Annotated in this window: 16 protein-coding genes and 1 pseudogene; 9 read left to right on the top strand and 8 right to left on the bottom strand. The window is 73.3% G+C overall.

Annotation, left to right across the window (positions count from 1 at the left end; translation table 11 throughout):
- Positions 1-88 precede the first annotated feature (88 nt).
- From HD597_RS24665 to HD597_RS24655, 3 genes are read left to right on the top strand one after another with little or no spacing between them, the layout of a single operon-like run.
- Complete coding sequence (locus HD597_RS24665; protein ID WP_253745072.1) at positions 89-1,045, top strand: D-alanine--D-alanine ligase family protein; 957 nt, start codon at positions 89-91, stop codon at positions 1,043-1,045.
- A 5-nt stretch (positions 1,046-1,050) separates the two neighbouring features.
- Complete coding sequence (locus HD597_RS24660; RefSeq protein WP_253759465.1) at positions 1,051-2,409, top strand: UDP-N-acetylmuramoyl-tripeptide--D-alanyl-D-alanine ligase; 1,359 nt, start codon at positions 1,051-1,053, stop codon at positions 2,407-2,409.
- Positions 2,410-2,448: 39 nt separating this feature from the next.
- Complete coding sequence (locus tag HD597_RS24655; protein ID WP_253745071.1) at positions 2,449-3,141, top strand: aspartate/glutamate racemase family protein; 693 nt, start codon at positions 2,449-2,451, stop codon at positions 3,139-3,141.
- Between the two features lie 26 nt (positions 3,142-3,167).
- On the opposite strand, the gene HD597_RS24650 is transcribed toward HD597_RS24655, so the two are convergent.
- Complete coding sequence (locus HD597_RS24650; RefSeq protein ID WP_253745070.1) at positions 3,168-6,368, bottom strand: hypothetical protein; 3,201 nt, start codon at positions 6,366-6,368, stop codon at positions 3,168-3,170.
- Positions 6,365-7,693, bottom strand: coding sequence for an SWIM zinc finger family protein (locus HD597_RS24645; RefSeq protein WP_253745069.1), 1,329 nt, complete (start codon positions 7,691-7,693; stop codon positions 6,365-6,367). Before HD597_RS24645 ends, HD597_RS24650 begins: the two co-directional genes overlap by 4 nt.
- Positions 7,694-7,926: 233 nt before the next feature.
- Here HD597_RS24645 and HD597_RS65935 point away from each other — a divergent pair.
- Positions 7,927-8,310: pseudogene (locus HD597_RS65935) on the top strand (hypothetical protein); the annotation flags it as partial.
- A 177-nt stretch (positions 8,311-8,487) separates the two neighbouring features.
- Here the strand turns inward: HD597_RS65935 and HD597_RS24635 are convergent.
- Positions 8,488-9,510 (bottom strand): LacI family DNA-binding transcriptional regulator, encoded by a 1,023-nt coding sequence (locus tag HD597_RS24635; protein WP_253745068.1) that lies wholly within the window; start codon positions 9,508-9,510, stop codon positions 8,488-8,490.
- A 97-nt stretch (positions 9,511-9,607) separates the two neighbouring features.
- On the bottom strand, positions 9,608-10,117 hold the full coding sequence (locus HD597_RS24630) for a CAP domain-containing protein (RefSeq protein ID WP_253745067.1): 510 nt from the start codon (positions 10,115-10,117) through the stop codon (positions 9,608-9,610).
- 181 nt (positions 10,118-10,298) lie between these two features.
- Between HD597_RS24630 and HD597_RS24625 the strand changes: the two genes are divergently transcribed.
- Entirely contained in the window at positions 10,299-11,372 is a 1,074-nt protein-coding gene (locus HD597_RS24625; RefSeq protein ID WP_253745066.1) for a protein kinase family protein, read from the top strand.
- A 70-nt stretch (positions 11,373-11,442) separates the two neighbouring features.
- Here HD597_RS24625 and HD597_RS24620 read toward each other — a convergent pair whose 3' ends face one another.
- From HD597_RS24620 to HD597_RS24605, 4 genes are all read right to left on the bottom strand, one after another.
- Positions 11,443-12,171, bottom strand: coding sequence for a neutral zinc metallopeptidase (locus HD597_RS24620; protein WP_253745065.1), 729 nt, complete (start codon positions 12,169-12,171; stop codon positions 11,443-11,445).
- An 83-nt stretch (positions 12,172-12,254) separates the two neighbouring features.
- On the bottom strand, positions 12,255-12,992 hold the full coding sequence (locus tag HD597_RS24615; RefSeq protein WP_253745064.1) for a VOC family protein: 738 nt from the start codon (positions 12,990-12,992) through the stop codon (positions 12,255-12,257).
- Positions 12,993-13,063: 71 nt separating this feature from the next.
- Positions 13,064-13,675: a TetR/AcrR family transcriptional regulator gene (locus HD597_RS24610; RefSeq protein WP_253745063.1), complete on the bottom strand. Its 612-nt coding sequence runs from the start codon at positions 13,673-13,675 to the stop codon at positions 13,064-13,066.
- Between the two features lie 72 nt (positions 13,676-13,747).
- Positions 13,748-14,620 (bottom strand): SDR family oxidoreductase, encoded by an 873-nt coding sequence (locus HD597_RS24605; RefSeq protein WP_253745062.1) that lies wholly within the window; start codon positions 14,618-14,620, stop codon positions 13,748-13,750.
- Positions 14,621-14,750: 130 nt separating this feature from the next.
- Here HD597_RS24605 and HD597_RS24600 point away from each other — a divergent pair, with 130 nt between their 5' ends.
- The 4 genes from HD597_RS24600 (at position 14,751) to HD597_RS24585 (ending at position 17,563) form a co-directional block, all read left to right on the top strand.
- A complete protein-coding gene (locus HD597_RS24600; protein ID WP_253745061.1) occupies positions 14,751-15,296 on the top strand; it encodes a Chromate resistance protein ChrB in 546 nt (181 codons plus the stop codon).
- Positions 15,293-15,724 (top strand): chromate resistance protein ChrB domain-containing protein, encoded by a 432-nt coding sequence (locus HD597_RS24595; protein ID WP_253745060.1) that lies wholly within the window; start codon positions 15,293-15,295, stop codon positions 15,722-15,724. Before HD597_RS24600 ends, HD597_RS24595 begins: the two co-directional genes overlap by 4 nt.
- A gap of 97 nt (positions 15,725-15,821) precedes the next feature.
- Positions 15,822-17,180, top strand: a complete 1,359-nt coding sequence (chrA, locus tag HD597_RS24590) for a chromate efflux transporter (protein WP_253745059.1) — start codon at positions 15,822-15,824, stop codon at positions 17,178-17,180.
- A 50-nt stretch (positions 17,181-17,230) separates the two neighbouring features.
- Positions 17,231-17,563, top strand: a complete 333-nt coding sequence (locus HD597_RS24585; protein WP_253745058.1) for a YnfA family protein — start codon at positions 17,231-17,233, stop codon at positions 17,561-17,563.
- Positions 17,564-17,581: the final 18 nt, after the last annotated feature.

Raw genomic sequence — 17,581 nt, 5'->3', positions numbered from 1 at the left:
CGGCCGACAGTGGATGAAGCCGACCGGCGCCCGTTCCCCAGCGGCAGGCCCGGCCGTCTCCATGCCACTGAGGGAAGGCTGATCGATCGTGACTGAACGCTTGCGCGTGGCCGTGCTGGCGGGCGGGCCGTCCGCCGAGCACGAGGTGTCGCTGCAATCGGCGCAGGCTGTGCTGGACGCTCTGCCGAGGGACCGGTACGAGCCGGTCCCGGTGATCATCGACCGGCAGGGCAGGTGGCCGGTGGAGCTGCGGCCCGCGCTGGTGGACGTGGTCTTCCCCGTGCTGCACGGGCCATTCGGCGAGGACGGCGTCCTCCAGGGGCACCTGGAGACGCTGGGCATCCCGTACGTGGGCTGCGGCGTGCTGGCCTCGGCCGTGGCGATGGACAAGGTCGCGATGCGGCGCACGTTCCTGGCGGAGGATCTCCCGCTCACCCCGCACGTGTGGTTCACCGGGCACGACTGGCGCGCCACGACCGACCACTGGGCCCTGGTGAAGTCGCTCGACTGGCCGATGTACGTCAAACCGGCCAACATGGGCTCCTCCATCGGCATCTCCCGCGTGACCTCCATGGCGGAGCTGCGCGCGGGAGTGGAGCTGGCGCTGGCCTACGACCGGGTGGTCGTCGTCGAGCAGGGCGTGTCCGCGCGCGAGCTCATCTGCGGCGTGCTCGGCGGCTACGACACGCCGGACGTCTCGGTGCCGGGCGAGCTCATCGTGTCCGGCGACTGGCTCGACTACGAGGCCAAGTACCTCAGCAGCGCCGAGATCGCCACCATCCCCGCCGTGCTGCCGGAACGCGTGGCCGAGGAGGTGCGGGAGCTGAGCCTGCGCGCCTTCCGGGCGATCTGCGGCTACGGCCTGGCCCGGGTCGACTTCCTCTACGAGCGGGACACGGGACGCCTTTACGTGGGGGAGATCAACACCATGCCCGGCTTCACCTCGCGTTCCGTCTACGCGAGGGCCTGGGCGGCGAGCGGGGTCCCGTACCCGGAGCTGCTGCGCCGCCTCATCGACCTGGCGTGCGCCAGGAGCGGCTCGTGATCCCCATGACGCTGCAGGAGATCGCGCGGCTGCTCGGCGCCGGCCTGCACGACGCGCCGGACCCGACGGCGCCGGTGACGGCGCCCTCCGCGGTCGACTCGCGCGAGGTGGTCCCCGGCGGCCTGTTCGCGGCGACGGCCGGCGCCAACGTGGACGGCCACGACTACGCGGCGGTCGCGGTCGCGTCCGGCGCCGTCGCCGTGCTGGCGTCGAGGCCCGTCGGCGTGCCCGCCCTCGTGGTCGAGGACGTCCAGACCGCGCTCGGCCTGCTGGCCGGGCACGCGCTCGGGCGGATCACCCCGGCCGTGATCGGCCTGACCGGCTCCGTGGGCAAGACCACGACCAAGGACCTGCTGGCCCAGGTGCTCGAACGGCACGGCCCGACGGTCGCCACCGACAGGTCGTTCAACAACGAGCTCGGGCTGCCGCTCACCGTGCTGCGTGCCGACGCGACCACCCGCTACCTGGTGCTGGAGATGGGCGCGAGCAGGAAGGGCGACCTGACCTACCTGACCGGCATCGCGCCGCCCCGGGTCGGGCTGGTGCTCAACGTCGGCAGCGCGCACGCGGAGCGGATGGGCGGCGGGCCGGCCGACGTGGCCGAGGCCAAGGGCGAGCTGGTCGAGGCGCTGGGAGCGGACGGGTTCGCGCTGCTCAACGCCGACGACCCGTACGTGATGGGCATGGCCGGCCGCACCAGGGCCGCGATCCTGCTGTACGGCAGGTCGCCGGAGGCGACGGTCAGAGCCGAGGACGTGCGGATGGACGCCCGCGCGCGACCCGTGTTCGAGCTGGTGACGCCCTCCGGCCGCGCCCCGGTCGAGCTCGGCCTCATGGGCGAGCACCAGGTGAGCAACGCCCTGGCCGCGGCCGCCGCCGCCACCGCGCTCGGCCTGGGCGCCGCCGAGATCGCCGAGGGGCTGAACGCCGCGCGGCGGCGCTCGGCGGGCCGCCTGGAGATCGTCGAACGACGTGACGGCGTCACCGTCGTCAACGACGCCTACAACGCCAGCCCCGAGTCCATGCGGGCCGGGCTGCGGGCGGCGAAGGCCCTGGCCGGCGGCCGCCGTACGGTCGCCGTGCTCGGTGCGATGGGACAGCAGGCCGAAGCCTCCCGCGCCAGGCACACGGAGATCGGCCGGCTGGTGGCCGATCTCGGCTTCGACGTGCTGATCACCGTCGGAGCCGGGGATCCGCTCGCCATGGCGCGGGCCGCGCGGGGCGTGGCCGTCCACCCCGTCGAGGACGTGGCCGGCGCCGTCACGCTGGCCACCGAGCTGATCGAGCCGGGAGACGTGGTGTTCGTCAAGGCCTCCAGCGAGATCGGGCTCGGCGCCTGCGCCCGCGCCCTGGCCGCCCTCTGACGGGGCGATCGCTGTCACCGACTATCGAAACGGAGTTTCATGCGCGCCATCGGCCTCATCGGCGGATTGAGCTGGGAATCGACGGTGATCTACTACCAGATCATCAACCAGCGGGTACGCGAGCGGCTCGGCGGCAGCCATTCCGCCAACAGCCTCATCTGGTCGATCGACTACACGACCGTCGAGAACCTCGTCTTCGCCGGCCGCTGGGACGAGGTGAGCACGCTGCTGACCGACGCGGGCAGGAAGCTGGAGGACCTGGGCGCCGACGTCCTGCTCGTCTGCAGCAACACCTTCAGCCGCGTCAGCGACGACGTGGCGCGCGCCACGAGCGTGCCCGTGCTGCACATCGCCGACGCCGTGGGCGCGGAGGTCCGCGCCAGGGGCATGCGCAAGGTCGGCCTGCTGGGCACCCGGTTCACCATGGAGCAGCCCTTCTACCGCGACCGGCTGGCCGCCCACGGCCTCGACGTGGTCGTCCCGCGCCGCGAGCAGCGGGAGCTGGTCCACCACGTGATCTTCGACGAGCTGGTGCGCGGGGTGCTCAGGGAGCCGTCCAGGGACGCGTACGCCCGGATCGTCGCCGGCCTCGCGGACGACGGCGCGGAAGGCGTCATCCTCGGCTGCACGGAGATCGAGCTGCTGATCAGCGACAAGGACACCTCCGTCCCGGTGCTGCCGAGCGCCCGGATCCACGCGGAGGCGGCGGCCGGCTTCGCCCTGGCCGGCTGACGAACCGGCGTCACGGCGCGAGCGGGTCACGACGGGGCTCCGGTGAGCTGGGCGTGCAGGCGCTTGCACTCGTGCACGAAACGGGTCGTCCGGCGGCTGCGCGCGAACTGCGCGACGACCGGGATCTCCCCGCGCGCGCCGGTCCAGCGCGCCACCCCGGCGGCGAAGGCGACGAGCTCGGCGTGCGTCACGGTGGTGCGCCGTCCCGCGCCGGGGAGCAGCTCGGGCAGCAGGGCGCGCAGGATGCGCCACACCTCGTGGTGGCCGCCGGCCTCGGCCAGCTCCGTCAGGGCCGCGATGGCGGGGCGGGTCTCCTTCCAGGTGCGGCGCAGCACCAGCGCGAGCTGCCGGCCGATCGCCTCGGCGGGCAGCTCGCCCCTGGCGGCCATGCGCAGGACCAGCGGGATCAGGCCCCGCGTGCTGTCGGCCAGGAAGAAGGCGACGATCACCGCCGTGGCCTCGCCCAGCGGCCCCTGGGCGATCTCCAGGCCGGTGAGGTCGGCCGGGGCCACCCCCCAGTCCCAGCGGCCGTACAGCAGGAAGGGCAGGAAGTTGACGGCTGCGACCTCGCGGTGCGAGGGCAGCATGGCGGGCCAGGTGCCCAGCAGGCCGCCGGACTCGTCGGCCTTCCAGCTGTACGGCTCGCGCAGCAGCACCTCGTCGATCAGCCGATGGCCGGTCGGGGCCGTCACCCGCAGCACGGGCTGCAGCCTGACCCCGGTGAAGTGTTCCGGCTCGCCGTCGCCGAAGTCGGCCATGGACGCGCCGGCCATGTGCTGCCACACGTGGCCGCACTCCGGGTCGGCCAGGCCGCCGCCGGCGAGCCAGCGGGCGGCCGAGCGCGCCGCCTCCGAGCCGATCCCGGCGGCCCGGCCGGCCTCCGCCTGGTGGGTGCCCCGGGGCAACCGCAGCAGCGCCTGAGCCAGGTCGGCCTGGAGCGGCTCCACGCCGGCGGCGGCGCAGGTCTCCAGCCGGTCGACCAGCACGCCGGGGTCGAGGTGGCCGCTCGTCCAGGTGGGCGTGGCCAGCAGCACCGGTGGCAGGGCGCCGGTGCGGAGCGCTTCGGCGAGCTCCGCGTAGCGGTGCAGCAGGAAGTCGTGCGGCGGGGCGACGCCGTTGGCGTGGGGCAGCCGGTTGCGCCGCCGCCACTCCTCGTGCTCGGGCAGCGGCTCGGGCAGGTAGGAGCGCAGCCGGGGCGGGATGAAGTCGACGACCACCCGCACGAGCGGCTCGTCCGGGCCCGGCGGGGGCACCTGCTCTCCCGCCCGCATGGCCGCGATCCTGCCGGGGTCCACGCCGAGCTCGGCCATGCGCTCGTAGGCGTCGTCGAGGATGAAGAACGGCATGGCCTCCTCGGAGTCGTCGTACAGGACACCGGGCTTCGACCGCACCGGATGAGGGCGGTCCGGCCAGAACCCCTCGTCCTCCACGACGTCGGCGGGGGGACCGTACAGGTGGATGCGGCCTTTGGCGAAGGGGATCGGCTGGTCGCCCTCGTGGGCCACCGCTCCGTCCGGGCCGTCGTCGCTGGTCCAGGTGATGGAGAAGACCCGCATCGGGGTGTCGTCGTCGAGAAAGCGGCCGGCCCGGTGGAAGCCGAAGCTGCCGATCGCGATCTGCCGGCGCGACGGCTCCGGGCGGGGCTCCTCGCCGCGGATGAGCGTGCGCACGCTGACGGAGTAGTTCGCGCCGTCCCAGAACTTCTCCGGCCCGATCGGCGGCACCTCCGGCACGCTGCCGGGGGTGACGAGCTCGGCGGCCAGCGCCGACTGCCAGCCGCCGGGGTGGAGGTACGCTTCCGCGGAGCGCCAGTAGCCCTGGTCCTGCTCGACGTGGGGCCCGAGTTCGCGGCACAGCCCCGCCCGGTCGCCCGCGATCCCGGCGACGAAGGCCGCCAGCCAGCGCTCCTGGCCGACCCAGCCCTCGTGATGACCCGGGAAGATCGACGGCTCGGGGAACCGCCGCGCCTGCGGCACCTCGGGCAGTGGCGGGAACTCCTTCCGCTCCGGCAGCTCCTCGGCCGGGGCCTCCCCGCCGAACCGCTCGGCCAGCCTCGCGCCCAGGTCGGCGGGCAGGTGGCCGGCGCCGTCCAGGATCGCCTCGGCGTCGCCGGCGAACAGGCCGGCGTGCTTCAGGGTCAGCTCGACCGCGCGGTTGCGCACGTCGAAGGACTTGTGCGCGTACGCCGTGGTCAGCGCGGTCACGAAATCGGCGGCGGCCCCGGGAGTGGCCCGGATCGCCTGGTCGAGCCAGCGCAGGCCCGTGGCGGCGAGCTTGGCCTCGTCGCGGAAGGTGAGCGCCTCGACCGCCTCCACCAGGTCGGCGTGGCCGAGCGGCATCGCCTTGCGCACCTGCCCGGCGGCCAGCTCGGCGACCGTGCCCGGAGCCGACGGCAACAGCCGCAGGTAGTCGCGCAGGCGGGGAGCCGACTCGGCGGGCGTGGGGTCGAGCAGCGTGTGCAGCCGGACGAAGAAACGCAGGTCCTGCGCCTCGCCGCCGCGCAGGAAACGGCTCACGCAACCGTCGAGCACCTGCTCCCTGGGCAGCTCGCGGGCGGCGGCCAGCCAGCGGGTCGGCCGGGGCTCCAGCCGCTCGTCACGCAGGGCGCGGCCCGCGCCGTCGGCGGTGAAGATCCGGGGCAGCAGCACGGGAGTCAGCGGATCACCGGCCATGCCCGGGGTGGACAGCCAGGCGGGCACGCCCGGCTCGGCGAGCCATGCGGCCACCAGCGGATCGTGGTCGGGCGGCACGGCGCCGGACTCGCGCAGCAGCGCCACGGCCAGCGGCGCGATGCGGTCGGCGGGACGGCGCACCCGCTGGGCCAGCCGGACCGCGACCTCGCGACGCCACTCCAGGGGGCGGGTGGCCGCCACCCGGCACACCTGGGCGACGTCGGGCGCCTCGGCCCAGCGGCGGTTGACGTCGCGGCTGGTCATCCACGTCACGGCGGCCGCAGGGCCGGTGATGACGCCGGCACCGGCCAGCAGCAGCGCGCCGGCCAGCTCGTCGAGCATGTCGCCGACCTCCCATGAGGCCAGCTCCTCGAAGTCGTCGGGGTACTCGGCCCGCGCCTGCTCGGTGCGGGCCCGGCGCAGCTCCTTGACCAGGCCGGGCAACCGCCCGCCCAGCTCGGCGCGCTCCTCCTCGGTGAGCTTGACCAGCCGGTCGGCCAGCGGGGTGACCTGGTTACGGGTGACCAGGTCGCGGATCTGCGCCCAGAGCGTCATCGGGAGACCTCCACGGCGGCGCGGGCGACGATCCGGGCGGCCAGCACGTGCTTGCACGGCCCCCGGGAGCCGCGATGGTCCCACCACCACTCGCAGGTGCAGGAGCCGTCGGTCAGCGAGACCCGGCGCGCGCCGCCCGCGGTGCGGACGGTGGCCAGCTCGCCTTCGAGGCGCACGGCGCCCGCTTCGACGAGCTTGCGCGCCTTGGCCAGGCGCGGGTTGAGCAGGATCACGTTGTCCTTGTCGTAGGGCAGCTCGCGGTGGAAGTGGGCGGCCTCCGACAGGTCGTAGCCGACCCGGCCGGCGACGCCGAGCTGCGTCAGCGCGGCCCGCACCCGGCCGGCGGAGATGCCCGCCCGGTCGGCCAGCAGGCCGATCTCGACCTCGGGCTCGAAGTTGAGCAGCATGCCCACCACGTCGGCGTCGTTCTCGGCCTCGTCGGTGGCCAGGTCGTCGAGCACCGCGCCCTCGCCGGAGAAGCCGCGCCAGCGCTCGGGCGAGAGGGTGAGCGTGTAGCGCATGCCCGGCAGCTCCAGCTCCCACGCGCTGGAGGCGGCGTCGGCCGGGCCGTACATGCGCAGGGACTTCGCGAAGCGCAGCAGCGGCAGGAGGGTGCCGAGCCGGTTGGGGCCGGCGAGCTGGACGGCGCCGGGAACCGGGCGGTCGCTGACCCTCAGCTCCCGCCCGGCCTGCGCCACCCACACCGTGCCCTTCCTGGGCAGCCCGCGCAGGAACCGCACCGCCGCCATGCCGGTCAGCTCACCGCGCTGGTCCATGCCCGAGGCGATGACCTGCACCTCGGCGAACCCGCGTAACCAGCGCTCGGGCAGCGGCACCTTCTTCTCCACCACCGCGCCGTCCATCGTGGTCACGACCAGCTCGTCGAGGCCCACCCCCAGGTGCAGCGGATCACGCGGGCCGATGCGCACCAGCGCCTCCCGCAGCGGCGCGTTCACATCGACGTTGGTGGTGCCCCGGTCGAACACCTCGCCGTCGAGCGCGCCGCTCAGCAGGTCGAGCCGGGCGTACACGCCGCCGCAGGCCGAGAACGACTCGAACCGCAACCGGTCACCGTTGCACGTCACCACCGGGTCCCGCACCCAGCCGGGCCGCGCCTGCGGCTGGTGGTAGCGGGCCAGCGCCACATCGGCGACGCCGAGCAGGGCCGCCGCGGCGGGGGCCGCCCGGGTCACCACGCCGCTGAAGAACCGGGGGGCCACGGCGGGGCCGGACAGGGCCCGGCCGCCGGAGGTCGCCAAGCCGAGACGACCGTCGATGAGGGAGGAGGGCGCGGCGTACGTGTACGCCTGCGTCGCTGAAGTCATGGCCGGGACGATAGATCGTCACACCGACAATCCCGTGCGGCGTCAGCCATCCGGCTCCGGATCGGCGTCGAGCCGTCCCGGCCGCGGGCCGAGGGCCCGCTCAAGGGCCAGGCCGGTGAGCTGCAGCGACGCGGATCAGGGCCCAGGCGTGCTCGTCGTCGGGCACCACCAGGCCGAGCCCGGCCACCACGTGCCCGGCCACCCGGACGGGCACGGAGAGAGGGCCCGACCACGTGGTGCAGGTCGCCCATGAACTGCATGGCGGTCTCGCGCAGCGTGCGCACCGGCGAGGCACGCTGGGCCGGCTCCCACATGCGGGTGCCGATGCGCACGCGGCGCTGCTCGTCGCGGGCCGGCAGCCCGTGCCGGGTCAGCTCGTCCACCAGCCGGACGGTGGTGGCCAGCGGCAGCGCGGCCCGGCCGCCGCCCTGTACGCCTTCGCCACCCACCCGGCCCAGTGGCGGCGCCTGCGCGAGCGGCCCGGCCTGGTCCGGGTCGACTTCGACGAGGCGGTGCGCCGGCAGTCCCCGGTGCAGACCTTCTTCCGCACCGCCGACCGCGACGTCGCCATCGGCGGCACCGCCATCCCCGGAGGCAGGAAGATCCCCATGTTCCTCGGCGCGGCCAACCACGACCCGCGCCGCTGGCACGACCCGTACGCCTTCGACCTGTCCCGCGACCCCTCCGGGCCACGTCGGATTCGGCATGGGCCTGCACCGGCGCGTCGGCCAGCACGTCGCCCGCCTGGAGGCCGAGGCCCTGCTCACCGCGAGGGATCCCCGCCGTCCGGGTGCTCAGGCGGGCGGGTGCCTGGGAGGCGCGGTGCTCTCGCGTACGACGAGTTCGGTGGCCAGTTCGACGCGGCTCTGCGGCAGCGGCTCGCCCTGGGCCAGCGTCAGCACCATCGAGGTGGCAGCGGCGGCCATCTCGGTGAGAGGCTGGCGGATGGTGGTCAGCGGCGGGATGGTCCACCGCACCGACGGCATGTCGTCGAAGCCGATGACGCTGAGATCGTCCGGGATGCGCAGGCCGAGCTGGTGGGCCGCGTGATAGACGCCGATGGCCTGGCCGTCGTTCGTGGCGAAGATCGCGGTCGGCCGGTCGGGCAGGCGCAGCAGGCGGTGCGCTTCGGCCAGGCCGCCCTCGATGAGAAAGTCGCCCCGGCCGATCAGCTCCGGGTCGGCGGGCACGCCGGCCATGTCGAGGGCGGTCCGGTGACCGTCGAGGCGGGCCCGGCTCGACAGCGCGGCGTCGGGGCCGGTGATGATGGCGATGCGGCGGTGCCCGAGCTCCAGGAGGTGGCGGGTGGCGATGAGGCCGCCGTTCCAGTTGCCCGCGCCGACCGACGGGATGTTGCGCGCGGGAGCGTCGGCCGGATCCAGCAGGACGAGCGGGATCTCGCGCCGGGCGAGCTGCTCGTGCTGGGTCTCGGTCAGGCCGGAGAACACCGCGATCACGCCGCTCGGGCGGCGCCGCAGCACCCCCTCCAGCCAGGCGTCCGCCGCGGTGTGGTCATGGCGCAGGTCCGAGATGCCCACCGTGAGGTCGTGCCGGCGCGCGACGTCCGCCACGCCTTTGGTGATCTCGACGGGGTAGTCGCCCTCCAGCGCGTGGAAGACGAGCTCCACCAGGGTCGTCGGCGTGGAGCGGCGGCGCTGGCGGCGGTAGCCGTGCCGGCGGATGAGCTCCTCCACGGCGGCGCGGGTTTCTGAGGAGACCTCGGAGCGGCCGTTCACGACCTTGGAGACCGTCGCGGTGGAGACTCCGGCCAGCTCGGCGAGCTGAGCGATGGTGAGAGGGGACGACTCCGTGGTCATGGCGGCAGTCTAGTCACGGAGCACGACGCCGTCCCGTCAAGATCAAGGCGGGCGGGCACCCGAGCCCGGGTGACCGCCTCGGATTTCTCACGCCGGGTTACTCGGCGGCGAAGTCCGAGGTCCAGTAGATCGCCCCGCCGGATTCCTCGGCCGCTCCGACCCCGATGAAGGTCAGCCTGCAGTCCAAGATGGTGGCCTTGGTCCCGGAGGCGTTCATCCAGGACTGCACGACCGCGGCCGGGGTGCGCTGGCCCTTGGCGAGGTTCTCCGCCCACCTGGTGCCGCCGGTGTAGCCGGCCTCCTTGATGCGGTCCACGAAGGATCGGCCGTCGCGGGAGGTGCTCGAGACGTAGTTGTGCTCCGCCATGTCGGCCGAGTGTCCGCGGGCGGCCCGGTGGAGCTGCCGGTGGTGCTTGAGCGCCCGGCAGCCCTTCTTCGCCCGCCGGGCGTTGACCAGCCGCACGACCATGTTCTCCTGCGCCGTTCCCACCCTGGCGGCGCCGGATGCGGGCGCCGTGACCGCGTGCGCGGTACTGACCGGCGTGGCCATGGCGGCCATGGTGGCCAGGGCGGCGGCTGCGGTGAGTAACCCGAGGGGTCGGCGCATGGGAGATCCTCCAGTTGCGGTAGACGCTGGCCGGCCCCGCATTCTGGCGCGCCGCAGATCGCTCTGTCATCTCGACGGCATCGACCCGTCCGAACACCGCGTCCAGCGCGGTGTAGCGTCTACCACGCGAAGTCGATCACGGGGGTGCCTGCCGTTGGGACCGCGAGACACACGCCTGGACATGTCCCACGGTGGGCGTGTCAGCAGATACGGCGAGGTCGCGAGCGCGCTGGCGTTGCACAGCGACCGCCGGCTCGGCGAGTCGCTGGAGCGGGCGCAGCTTCTGGGCTCGGGGATCGGCGGCACCTCGGTCCTGCTGGACATCGACGGCGTGCCGGTCTTCGCCAAGCGAATCCCGCTGACCGACCTGGAACGCCGCGCGGGCAACGTGATGTCCACCGCGAACCTGTTCGGGCTGCCTCCGTTCTGCCAGTACGGGCTCGCCGCCATCGGCACGCCGGGCTTCGGCGCCTGGCGTGAACTCGCGGCCGGCGTCATGACCACCAACTGGGTCCTGGCCGGGCGCAGTGCGGCCTTTCCGCTGCTGTACCACTGGCGGGTGCTGCCAGGAGCGCCGCCACCCACCGAGGAGCACGCCGACGTCGAGGCGGCCGTGCGGTACTGGGGCGGATCCCCGGCCGTACGGGACCGGCTGCACGCCCTTGCCCGCGCCTCGGCCGGCATCGTGCTGTTCCAGGAGTTCATCCCCTACACCCTCGACGACTGGCTCGCCGCCCGATCCACCGCCGGCCAGGACGCTGTGACGGCCGCGTGCGCCATGGTCGAGTCGTGCCTGCTCACCGACGTGGCCTTCATGAACGGTCAGGGGTTGATCCACTTCGACGGCCACTTCGGCAACATCCTCACCGACGGTGAGCGCCTGTACATCGCCGACCTCGGGCTGGCGACCTCCTCCCGGTTCGACCTGTCCGAGCAGGAGATCGGCTTCCTGGAGCGCAACCGGACCCACGACCTCGGGTACGCGCTGATGCGGCTGGTGAACTGGCTCGTCACCAACGTCTGCGGAGTGCCGATGTCATCGGACGGCAGACAGGGGCGGCGCAACGCCTACATCCGTGCGTGCGCGGACGGCGCGGACCCCGCCGGGGCTCCGCCGGCCGCCGCCGCGGTGATCCGCCGGTACGCGCCCGTGGCGGCGGCCATGAACGACTTCTACTGGGACCTGTACGGCACCAGCAGGACGACGCCGTACCCGAGCGAGAAGATCGAACGCGCCACGAGCGCGATGCGCTGATCCCCCGGCTCGTCAGCCCTGGCCTCGCGGCCGGCCGGATCGCTCCGGCCGGCCGTTCGGGCCGCCCGGTTCAGGCGACCCGGGACGAGCTCGCCGTCCAGGTGTTGCAAGCGCCCGGCTTGCCCGACTTGTATCCCTTATCCAGCCAGTAGAGGCGGTTCGCGGTCTTGCCGTGGAACCTGTTCTTCCAGAACTCCGGCACCTTGACGACCGGCTTCCAGTCCTTGACCTGACGCCCGACCGCCTTGGCCGACACACCGGAGAAGCAGTCGATCTGCAGGTAGTAGCGGCGGTTGTGCTCGTTCATGACGGCTTCGGAGGCGTCGTTCTCCAGCGCCCACCACGCCTTCCCGATGCCGGTCTGCCCGGTCACCACCCCGCCCCACGTCCTGACGATGGACGTGAACACGGCCACGTCGTTCCTGGCCTTGACCCAGTCGTCGGCCAGCCGGACGCGGATCCGCGTGGCGCAGATCTCGGAGAAGGAGCCGCTGACGTCCATGCCGGTGGAGCAGGACTCCTTGTCGTCGGCGTCCTTAAACTCCACCTTGACCGCGACGAAGCCCTTGATGGCCGGCTTCCACGCCTTGTTCAGGCAGCCGACGAGGGTGGTGACGTACTTCTTGGTGGAGGCGGTGCTCGTGCCCTTGTTCAGCTTGCAGGCGACCTTGGGCAGCTTGGCCGCCTTGTAGAGGGCGTTGTGGGTCAGGTCAGGAGCGCCCTTGACCGGCTCGGCGAGCGCAGGGGCGGAGAGAAGGGCCAGGCCCATGGCCGCCCCCGCGGATAAACGCATGATCATAGAGCGGGATCTTAGGGGGTGCGGGGCACGACCTCGGAGCGTGCCGGGCCGCGTGATCGATCGGCCGGGCCCGCGGCTCCGCGTCAGCCGCGCCCGAGGACGCAGAACTCGTTGCCCTCCGGGTCGGCCAGCACCTTCCACGAAACGTCGCCCTGGCCGACGTCGGCGGGCTTCGCGCCGAGGGCCCGCAGCCGGGCCACCTCCGCGGCCTGGTCCTCGACGGGGTCCGGCAGCAGGTCGAGATGGATGCGGTTCCACCAGGTCCGCGTGCCGGGCGTGCGAAGGAACTCGAGGTACGGGCCGGCCCCCTTGGCCGAGCGCAGAACGGCGTGATCGTCGGTGACCTCGTGCAGGGTCCAGTCGAGCGCCTCGTCCCAGAACCGGGCCATGGCCCGCGGGTCGGCGCAGTCGACCACCACCGCGGCGACCGGCCCCGTGTCCCGGTGGCCGGGCCGAGGCTCCAGCACGCAGAACACGTTGCCCTCCGGGTCGGCCAGGACCGTCCACGGGACGTCGCCCTGGCCCACGTCGGCGGGCGTCGCACCGAGCTCCTTCAGGCGCGCGACCAGCTCCGCCTGATGGGCGGCGGAGGTGGTGGCGAGGTCGAGGTGCACGCGGTACTTCACCGTTTCCGGGTCGGGGACGGCGACGAGATCGATGTAGAAGGCGTCGGGGTCGGGCCAGGCGAAGCCCGGGGGCTCGAGGTTGGTCACGCCGGGCCCCTCGCTGGAGACGCCCCAGCCGAGCGCCTCCGCCCAGAACCGGCCGAGCGCCGAGTCGTCCCGGGTCTTGATGTTCACCTGAACCAGTCGCAACGCCATGCCGCCGATCATATGCCCAGGTGGATCGGAGCCGACCGGGCCCGTGCCGGAGCCCGTACGCCGGCGGGCCCTCACCCGGGACGGCGGGTCAGGGACGCGAGGACGATCTCCCGCGCCGCGTGGACCGTGGCCGCGAAGGCGGCCGGGTCGCGGCCGATGCGTTCGGCGCCCGCGCGCATGACACCGGACAGCAGCTCCACCGTGAGGTGCACGTCGCCGGCGTCGTGGAACTCGCCGCGCGCGATGCCGGCCCTGACGACGTCCTCCACCTCGACCACGATCGCGTGGAACGGGCTGTCCGGCCCCTTCGGCGCCTCGGCGGCCGCCGGCTCGGAGCCCGGCCGGAACATCAGCTGCATGATCGGGTCCCTGAACGCCTCCAGGACCACCACGATGATCTCCCGCATCCGCTCCGCGGCCGGGTCCGCGGAGCGGGCGGCGATCGCGGCCACCCGCTCGACCGCGGGCCGGCCCGCCCGCTCGGTCAGCGCCAGGACCAGGGCGCTCTTGTCGCGGGCGTAGTTGTACAGCGTGTTGCGCGCGAGCCCGGCCCTGGCCGCGATGTGGCCGAGGTTGATCGAGTCGTAGTCGCGCTCCGGCAGCAGCCGCCGCATGGCCTCGGCGAGGTCGTCCCACACCATCTCGTGGTGCTCCTCGATGCTGGCTCCCCGGATCCGCGGCATCCGCCCATCCTCTCCTGTCCTCGGGCGGTGCGCCTCACGGGGGAGCCCGGCGCCCGAGATCCGGCTCAGCGGTCACAGGGCCCGGTGGGCCGCCTCGGGGTGGTGGCGGCGCAGGCCGGCGGCGATGACGCGGTCGAGCGTGCGGTCGGGCAGGATCCGGGTCAGGCGGGTGATCAGGGCGGCGTCCCGGCCGACGGTGTAGCGGGTGCGCGGCCTGCGGGCCGTCACCGCCTTGGCGATGACCCGGGCGGCGGCCTCGGCGCTCACGCCCGACGAGGTGCCGGTGTCCATCAGCGAGTTGATCGCCCGCACCAGACTGCCGTAACGCTCGTCCTGCTCCGGTGTCATGCGCGCGGCCAGCCGGTTCGCCGTGGCGATCCCGCGGGCGGCCATCTCCGTCCGGACGCCGCCGGGCTCGACCACGACCACCTGGACGCCCAGCGGCCCGACCTCCCGGCGCAGCGAGTCGCTGACCGCCTCCAGGGCGAACTTCGCGCCGGCGTACGCGCCGTAGGTGGGCATGGCGGCCTTGCCGCCGACCGAGCTGATGTTGACCACGCGTCCCCGGCTGCGCAGCAGCGCGGGCAGGAGCGCCTGGGTGACGGCGACGTGGCCGAACAGGTTGACGTCGAACACCCGCCGCCACTGCGTCATCGGCAGGGCCTCGACCGGGGCGTTCACCTGGATGCCGGCGTTGTTGACGACCGCGTGCAGCGCGCGCGGGTCGCCGGCGACCCGCGCGGCGAGCGCCGCCACGTGCTCGGGCTCGGTGATGTCGAGGATGACCGGCTCGACGCCGGTCGCTCGCATGGAGTCGGCGTCACGGTCGCGTCGCACGCCCGCCAGGACGTGGAATCCCCGGCGAGCCAGCTCGCGGGCCGCTGACGCGCCCATGCCCGTGGACGCTCCTGTCACGACGATCAACCGCTGGGTTCCCCGCGTCATCACTCCGCACCTCTTTACGCGACGTTATGTCGCAAACGATACGACATTTCGTCGCAAAATTCCGCCTGGACGCCGGACTGGATACCTCGCACGGCCTGTGTAACCATGGTTGCAGTAACTGTGGTTGCGCATGGAGGACAGGATGGCGGGGCAGTGGGTGCTGCTGGCGTACCGGATCCCGCGCCAGCCGTCGACGTTGCGGGTCACGATCTGGCGCAAGCTCGACCGGCTGGGCGTGGCGCGGCTGGGCGACGGGCTGGTCGCGCTGCCCGCCGACGCCCGGACCCGGGAGCAGATCGACTGGATCGCCGAGGAGATCGGCGAGATGGGCGGCAGCTCCACCGTGTGGCTGGCCGCGGCCGGCAGCGCCGCGCAGGAGAGGGCGATCGCCGCCGAGATGCGCTCCGCGCGGGTGGCCGAGTACCGGGCGGTGCTGGAGCAGGCCGGGGCGGCGGCGCAGGCCCGGCCCGGCGAGCGCGGCCGCGTCGTGAAGCGGCTGCAGGCCGAGCTGCGCAGGATCGGCCGGCGCGACTACTTCCCGCCGCCCGAGCGTGAGGCCGCGCAGCGCGCGGTGCGAGCGCTGGCCGCCACCGGCCCCGATGCTCGCTCCGGCCTCGATGCTCGCTCCGGCTCCGACGCTCGCTCCGGCATCGGCGCGGGCGAGGTCGTGCGATGAGGTGGGCCACGCGTGCCGGCGTGCACATCGACCGGGCGGCGTGTGCCTGGCTGATCCGGCGGCACCTCGATCCGGAGCCGGAGTTCGTGTTCGTCGACGACCCCGCGGCGGTGCCGGCGGACGCGACGCCGTTCGACATGCGTGGCGCCGAGTTGTCGCATCACGGCGGCGACTGCAGCTTCGAGACGATCCTGCGCCGGTACGAGCTGGACGACCCGGTGTTGTGGAAGCTGGCCGAGATCGTGCACGAGGCCGACATCGACGACGAGCGCTTCGACGCGCCCGAGGCGCCCGGGCTGGACGTGATCCTGCGCGGGCTGTCCATGATCTGCGACGACGAGCGCGTGCTGGAGATCACCGGGCCGGTCTTCGACGGCCTGTACGAGTTCCACCGGCGGGCCCTGCTGCTGGGGCGGGAGCCGGCGTGACGGGCGCGGTCGGCCTGCGGACCTCCCAGGCGCTGCGCGGCCTCGCGTACGGCCTCGCGGCGGTCCACCTCGCCGTCCGCTCCCTGGAAGGCTCGCCATGACGATCCGAACGTCCGAGGACGTGATCCCGTTCCGGCAGGCCGTGCGGGCCTGGTTCCTGATCTCGCTGCAGACCTTCGGCGGCCCGGCCGGGCAGATCGCCGTCATGCAGCGCACCCTGGTGGAGGAGAAGCGCTGGATCGGCCAGGGGCGCTTCAACCACGCGCTCAACTACTGCATGCTGCTGCCAGGACCGGAGGCCCAGCAACTTGCCGTCTACGTCGGCTGGCTGCTCAACGGCACCCGGGGCGGGCTGGTGGCCGGGACGCTGTTCGTGCTGCCCGGCATGCTGGCGTTGCTGATCCTCTCGGCCGTCTACATCCTGTGGCAGGACACCACGGTCGTGACCGCGCTGTTCGCGGGCATCGCCCCGGCCGTGCTCGCGATCGTGGCCCAGGCCGTCATCCGCGTGGCCAAGCGCTCGCTCACCCACCCCTTCTTCGTCGCTCTGGCCGTGGCCGCCTTCACCGCACTGGCCCTGTTCGGCGTGCCGTTCCCGATCGTCGTGGCCGTCGCGGCCCTCGCCGGGTGGCTGATGCACCGGCTGGCCCCGCACGTCTTCAAGGCGGGCGACGGGCACGGCGGCGACGGCGGGCCGGCGCCGCTGATCCCGGACGACGCCCTGCACCACGCGCGGCCGAGCCGGCGCTCGGCGGGCAGGATCCTGGCCATCGGGCTGGTGGTGTGGTGGGCGCCGGTGGCCGCGGTGGCGCTCTTCCTCGGCACCGGCAGCGTGTTCACCACCCAGGGGCTGTTCTTCTCCGGCACCGCGCTGGTCACCTTCGGCGGCGCGTACGCGGTGCTGGCCTTCGTCGCCCAGCGGGCCGTGGAGGTCTACGGCTGGCTGACGCCGGGGGAGATGGTCCGCGGCCTGGCCCTGGCCGAGACCACACCCGGGCCGCTGATCATGGTGGTGCAGTTCGTCGCGTTCCTCGGCGCCTACCGCGACCCCGGTGTCCTGGCGCCGTGGGCCGGTGCGCTGCTGGGGGCGTTGCTGACGACGTGGGTGACGTTCGTGCCGTGCTTCCTGTTCATCTTCCTCGGCGCCCCCTACGTCGAGAGGCTGCGGCACAACGCCGCCATCAGCGCGGCGCTCACCGGCATCACCGCCTCGGTGGTCGGCGTCATCGCGAACCTGGCGGTGTACTTCGCCGAGCACACCCTGTTCGGCGGAACCTTCACCTGGTCGTGGGGGCCGTTCACCGCGCAGGTCCCCGAGGCCGGCACGGTCGACCCCGTCTCCCTGGGGATCACCGCGGCCGCGCTGCTCATGACGTTCGTGCTCAAGTGGCCGATGCTGCGCATCCTGGGCATCAGCGCGCTGCTCGGCCTCGGCACGGCCTTCCTGCCCTGGTGAAGCCCAGCCCTCCAGGTCCTTCGCCATGCGGATGCGCTGTACTACCTGTCATGACGATCATCCGCTCCCTGCTGTTGTTCGCCCTGGCCGCGCTCGCCGAGATCGGCGGGGCGTGGCTGGTCTGGCAAGGCGTGCGCGAACAGCGCGGCCTGCTGTGGATCGGCGCCGGGGTCGTCGCACTGGGCCTGTACGGGTTCGTCGCCACGCTGCAGCCGGACGCGAACTTCGGCCGCATCCTGGCCGCGTACGGAGGCGTCTTCGTCGCCGGCTCCCTGGCCTGGGGCATGGTCGTGGACGGCTTCCGTCCCGATCGCTGGGACGTGATCGGCGCGGTGGTCTGCCTGCTGGGCGTACTGGTGATCATGTACGCGCCCCGCGGTTGACGGGCATGCTCGCGGTGG

Source organism: Nonomuraea thailandensis, from assembly GCF_024172165.1.
GTDB lineage: Bacteria > Actinomycetota > Actinomycetes > Streptosporangiales > Streptosporangiaceae > Nonomuraea > Nonomuraea thailandensis.
The sequence above is the reverse complement of the archived record's forward strand: the minus strand, read 5'-3'. Positions and strand labels throughout refer to the sequence as shown.

Excerpts from the sequence above, each read along its gene's own strand:
- HD597_RS24660 (WP_253759465.1), top strand. The coding sequence starts at position 1,051 with ATGACGCTGCAGGAGATCGCGCGGCTGCTCGGCGCCGGCCTGCACGAC.
- HD597_RS24655 (WP_253745071.1), top strand. The coding sequence starts at position 2,449 with ATGCGCGCCATCGGCCTCATCGGCGGATTGAGCTGGGAATCGACGGTG.
- HD597_RS24650 (WP_253745070.1), bottom strand. The coding sequence starts at position 6,368 with ATGACGCTCTGGGCGCAGATCCGCGACCTGGTCACCCGTAACCAGGTC.
- HD597_RS24645 (WP_253745069.1), bottom strand. The coding sequence starts at position 7,693 with ATGACTTCAGCGACGCAGGCGTACACGTACGCCGCGCCCTCCTCCCTC.
- HD597_RS24635 (WP_253745068.1), bottom strand. The coding sequence starts at position 9,510 with ATGACCACGGAGTCGTCCCCTCTCACCATCGCTCAGCTCGCCGAGCTG.
- HD597_RS24630 (WP_253745067.1), bottom strand. The coding sequence starts at position 10,117 with ATGCGCCGACCCCTCGGGTTACTCACCGCAGCCGCCGCCCTGGCCACC.
- HD597_RS24625 (WP_253745066.1), top strand. The coding sequence starts at position 10,299 with ATGTCCCACGGTGGGCGTGTCAGCAGATACGGCGAGGTCGCGAGCGCG.
- HD597_RS24620 (WP_253745065.1), bottom strand. The coding sequence starts at position 12,171 with ATGATCATGCGTTTATCCGCGGGGGCGGCCATGGGCCTGGCCCTTCTC.
- HD597_RS24615 (WP_253745064.1), bottom strand. The coding sequence starts at position 12,992 with ATGGCGTTGCGACTGGTTCAGGTGAACATCAAGACCCGGGACGACTCG.
- HD597_RS24610 (WP_253745063.1), bottom strand. The coding sequence starts at position 13,675 with ATGCCGCGGATCCGGGGAGCCAGCATCGAGGAGCACCACGAGATGGTG.
- HD597_RS24605 (WP_253745062.1), bottom strand. The coding sequence starts at position 14,620 with ATGACGCGGGGAACCCAGCGGTTGATCGTCGTGACAGGAGCGTCCACG.
- HD597_RS24600 (WP_253745061.1), top strand. The coding sequence starts at position 14,751 with ATGGAGGACAGGATGGCGGGGCAGTGGGTGCTGCTGGCGTACCGGATC.
- HD597_RS24595 (WP_253745060.1), top strand. The coding sequence starts at position 15,293 with ATGAGGTGGGCCACGCGTGCCGGCGTGCACATCGACCGGGCGGCGTGT.
- chrA (WP_253745059.1), top strand. The coding sequence starts at position 15,822 with ATGACGATCCGAACGTCCGAGGACGTGATCCCGTTCCGGCAGGCCGTG.
- HD597_RS24585 (WP_253745058.1), top strand. The coding sequence starts at position 17,231 with ATGACGATCATCCGCTCCCTGCTGTTGTTCGCCCTGGCCGCGCTCGCC.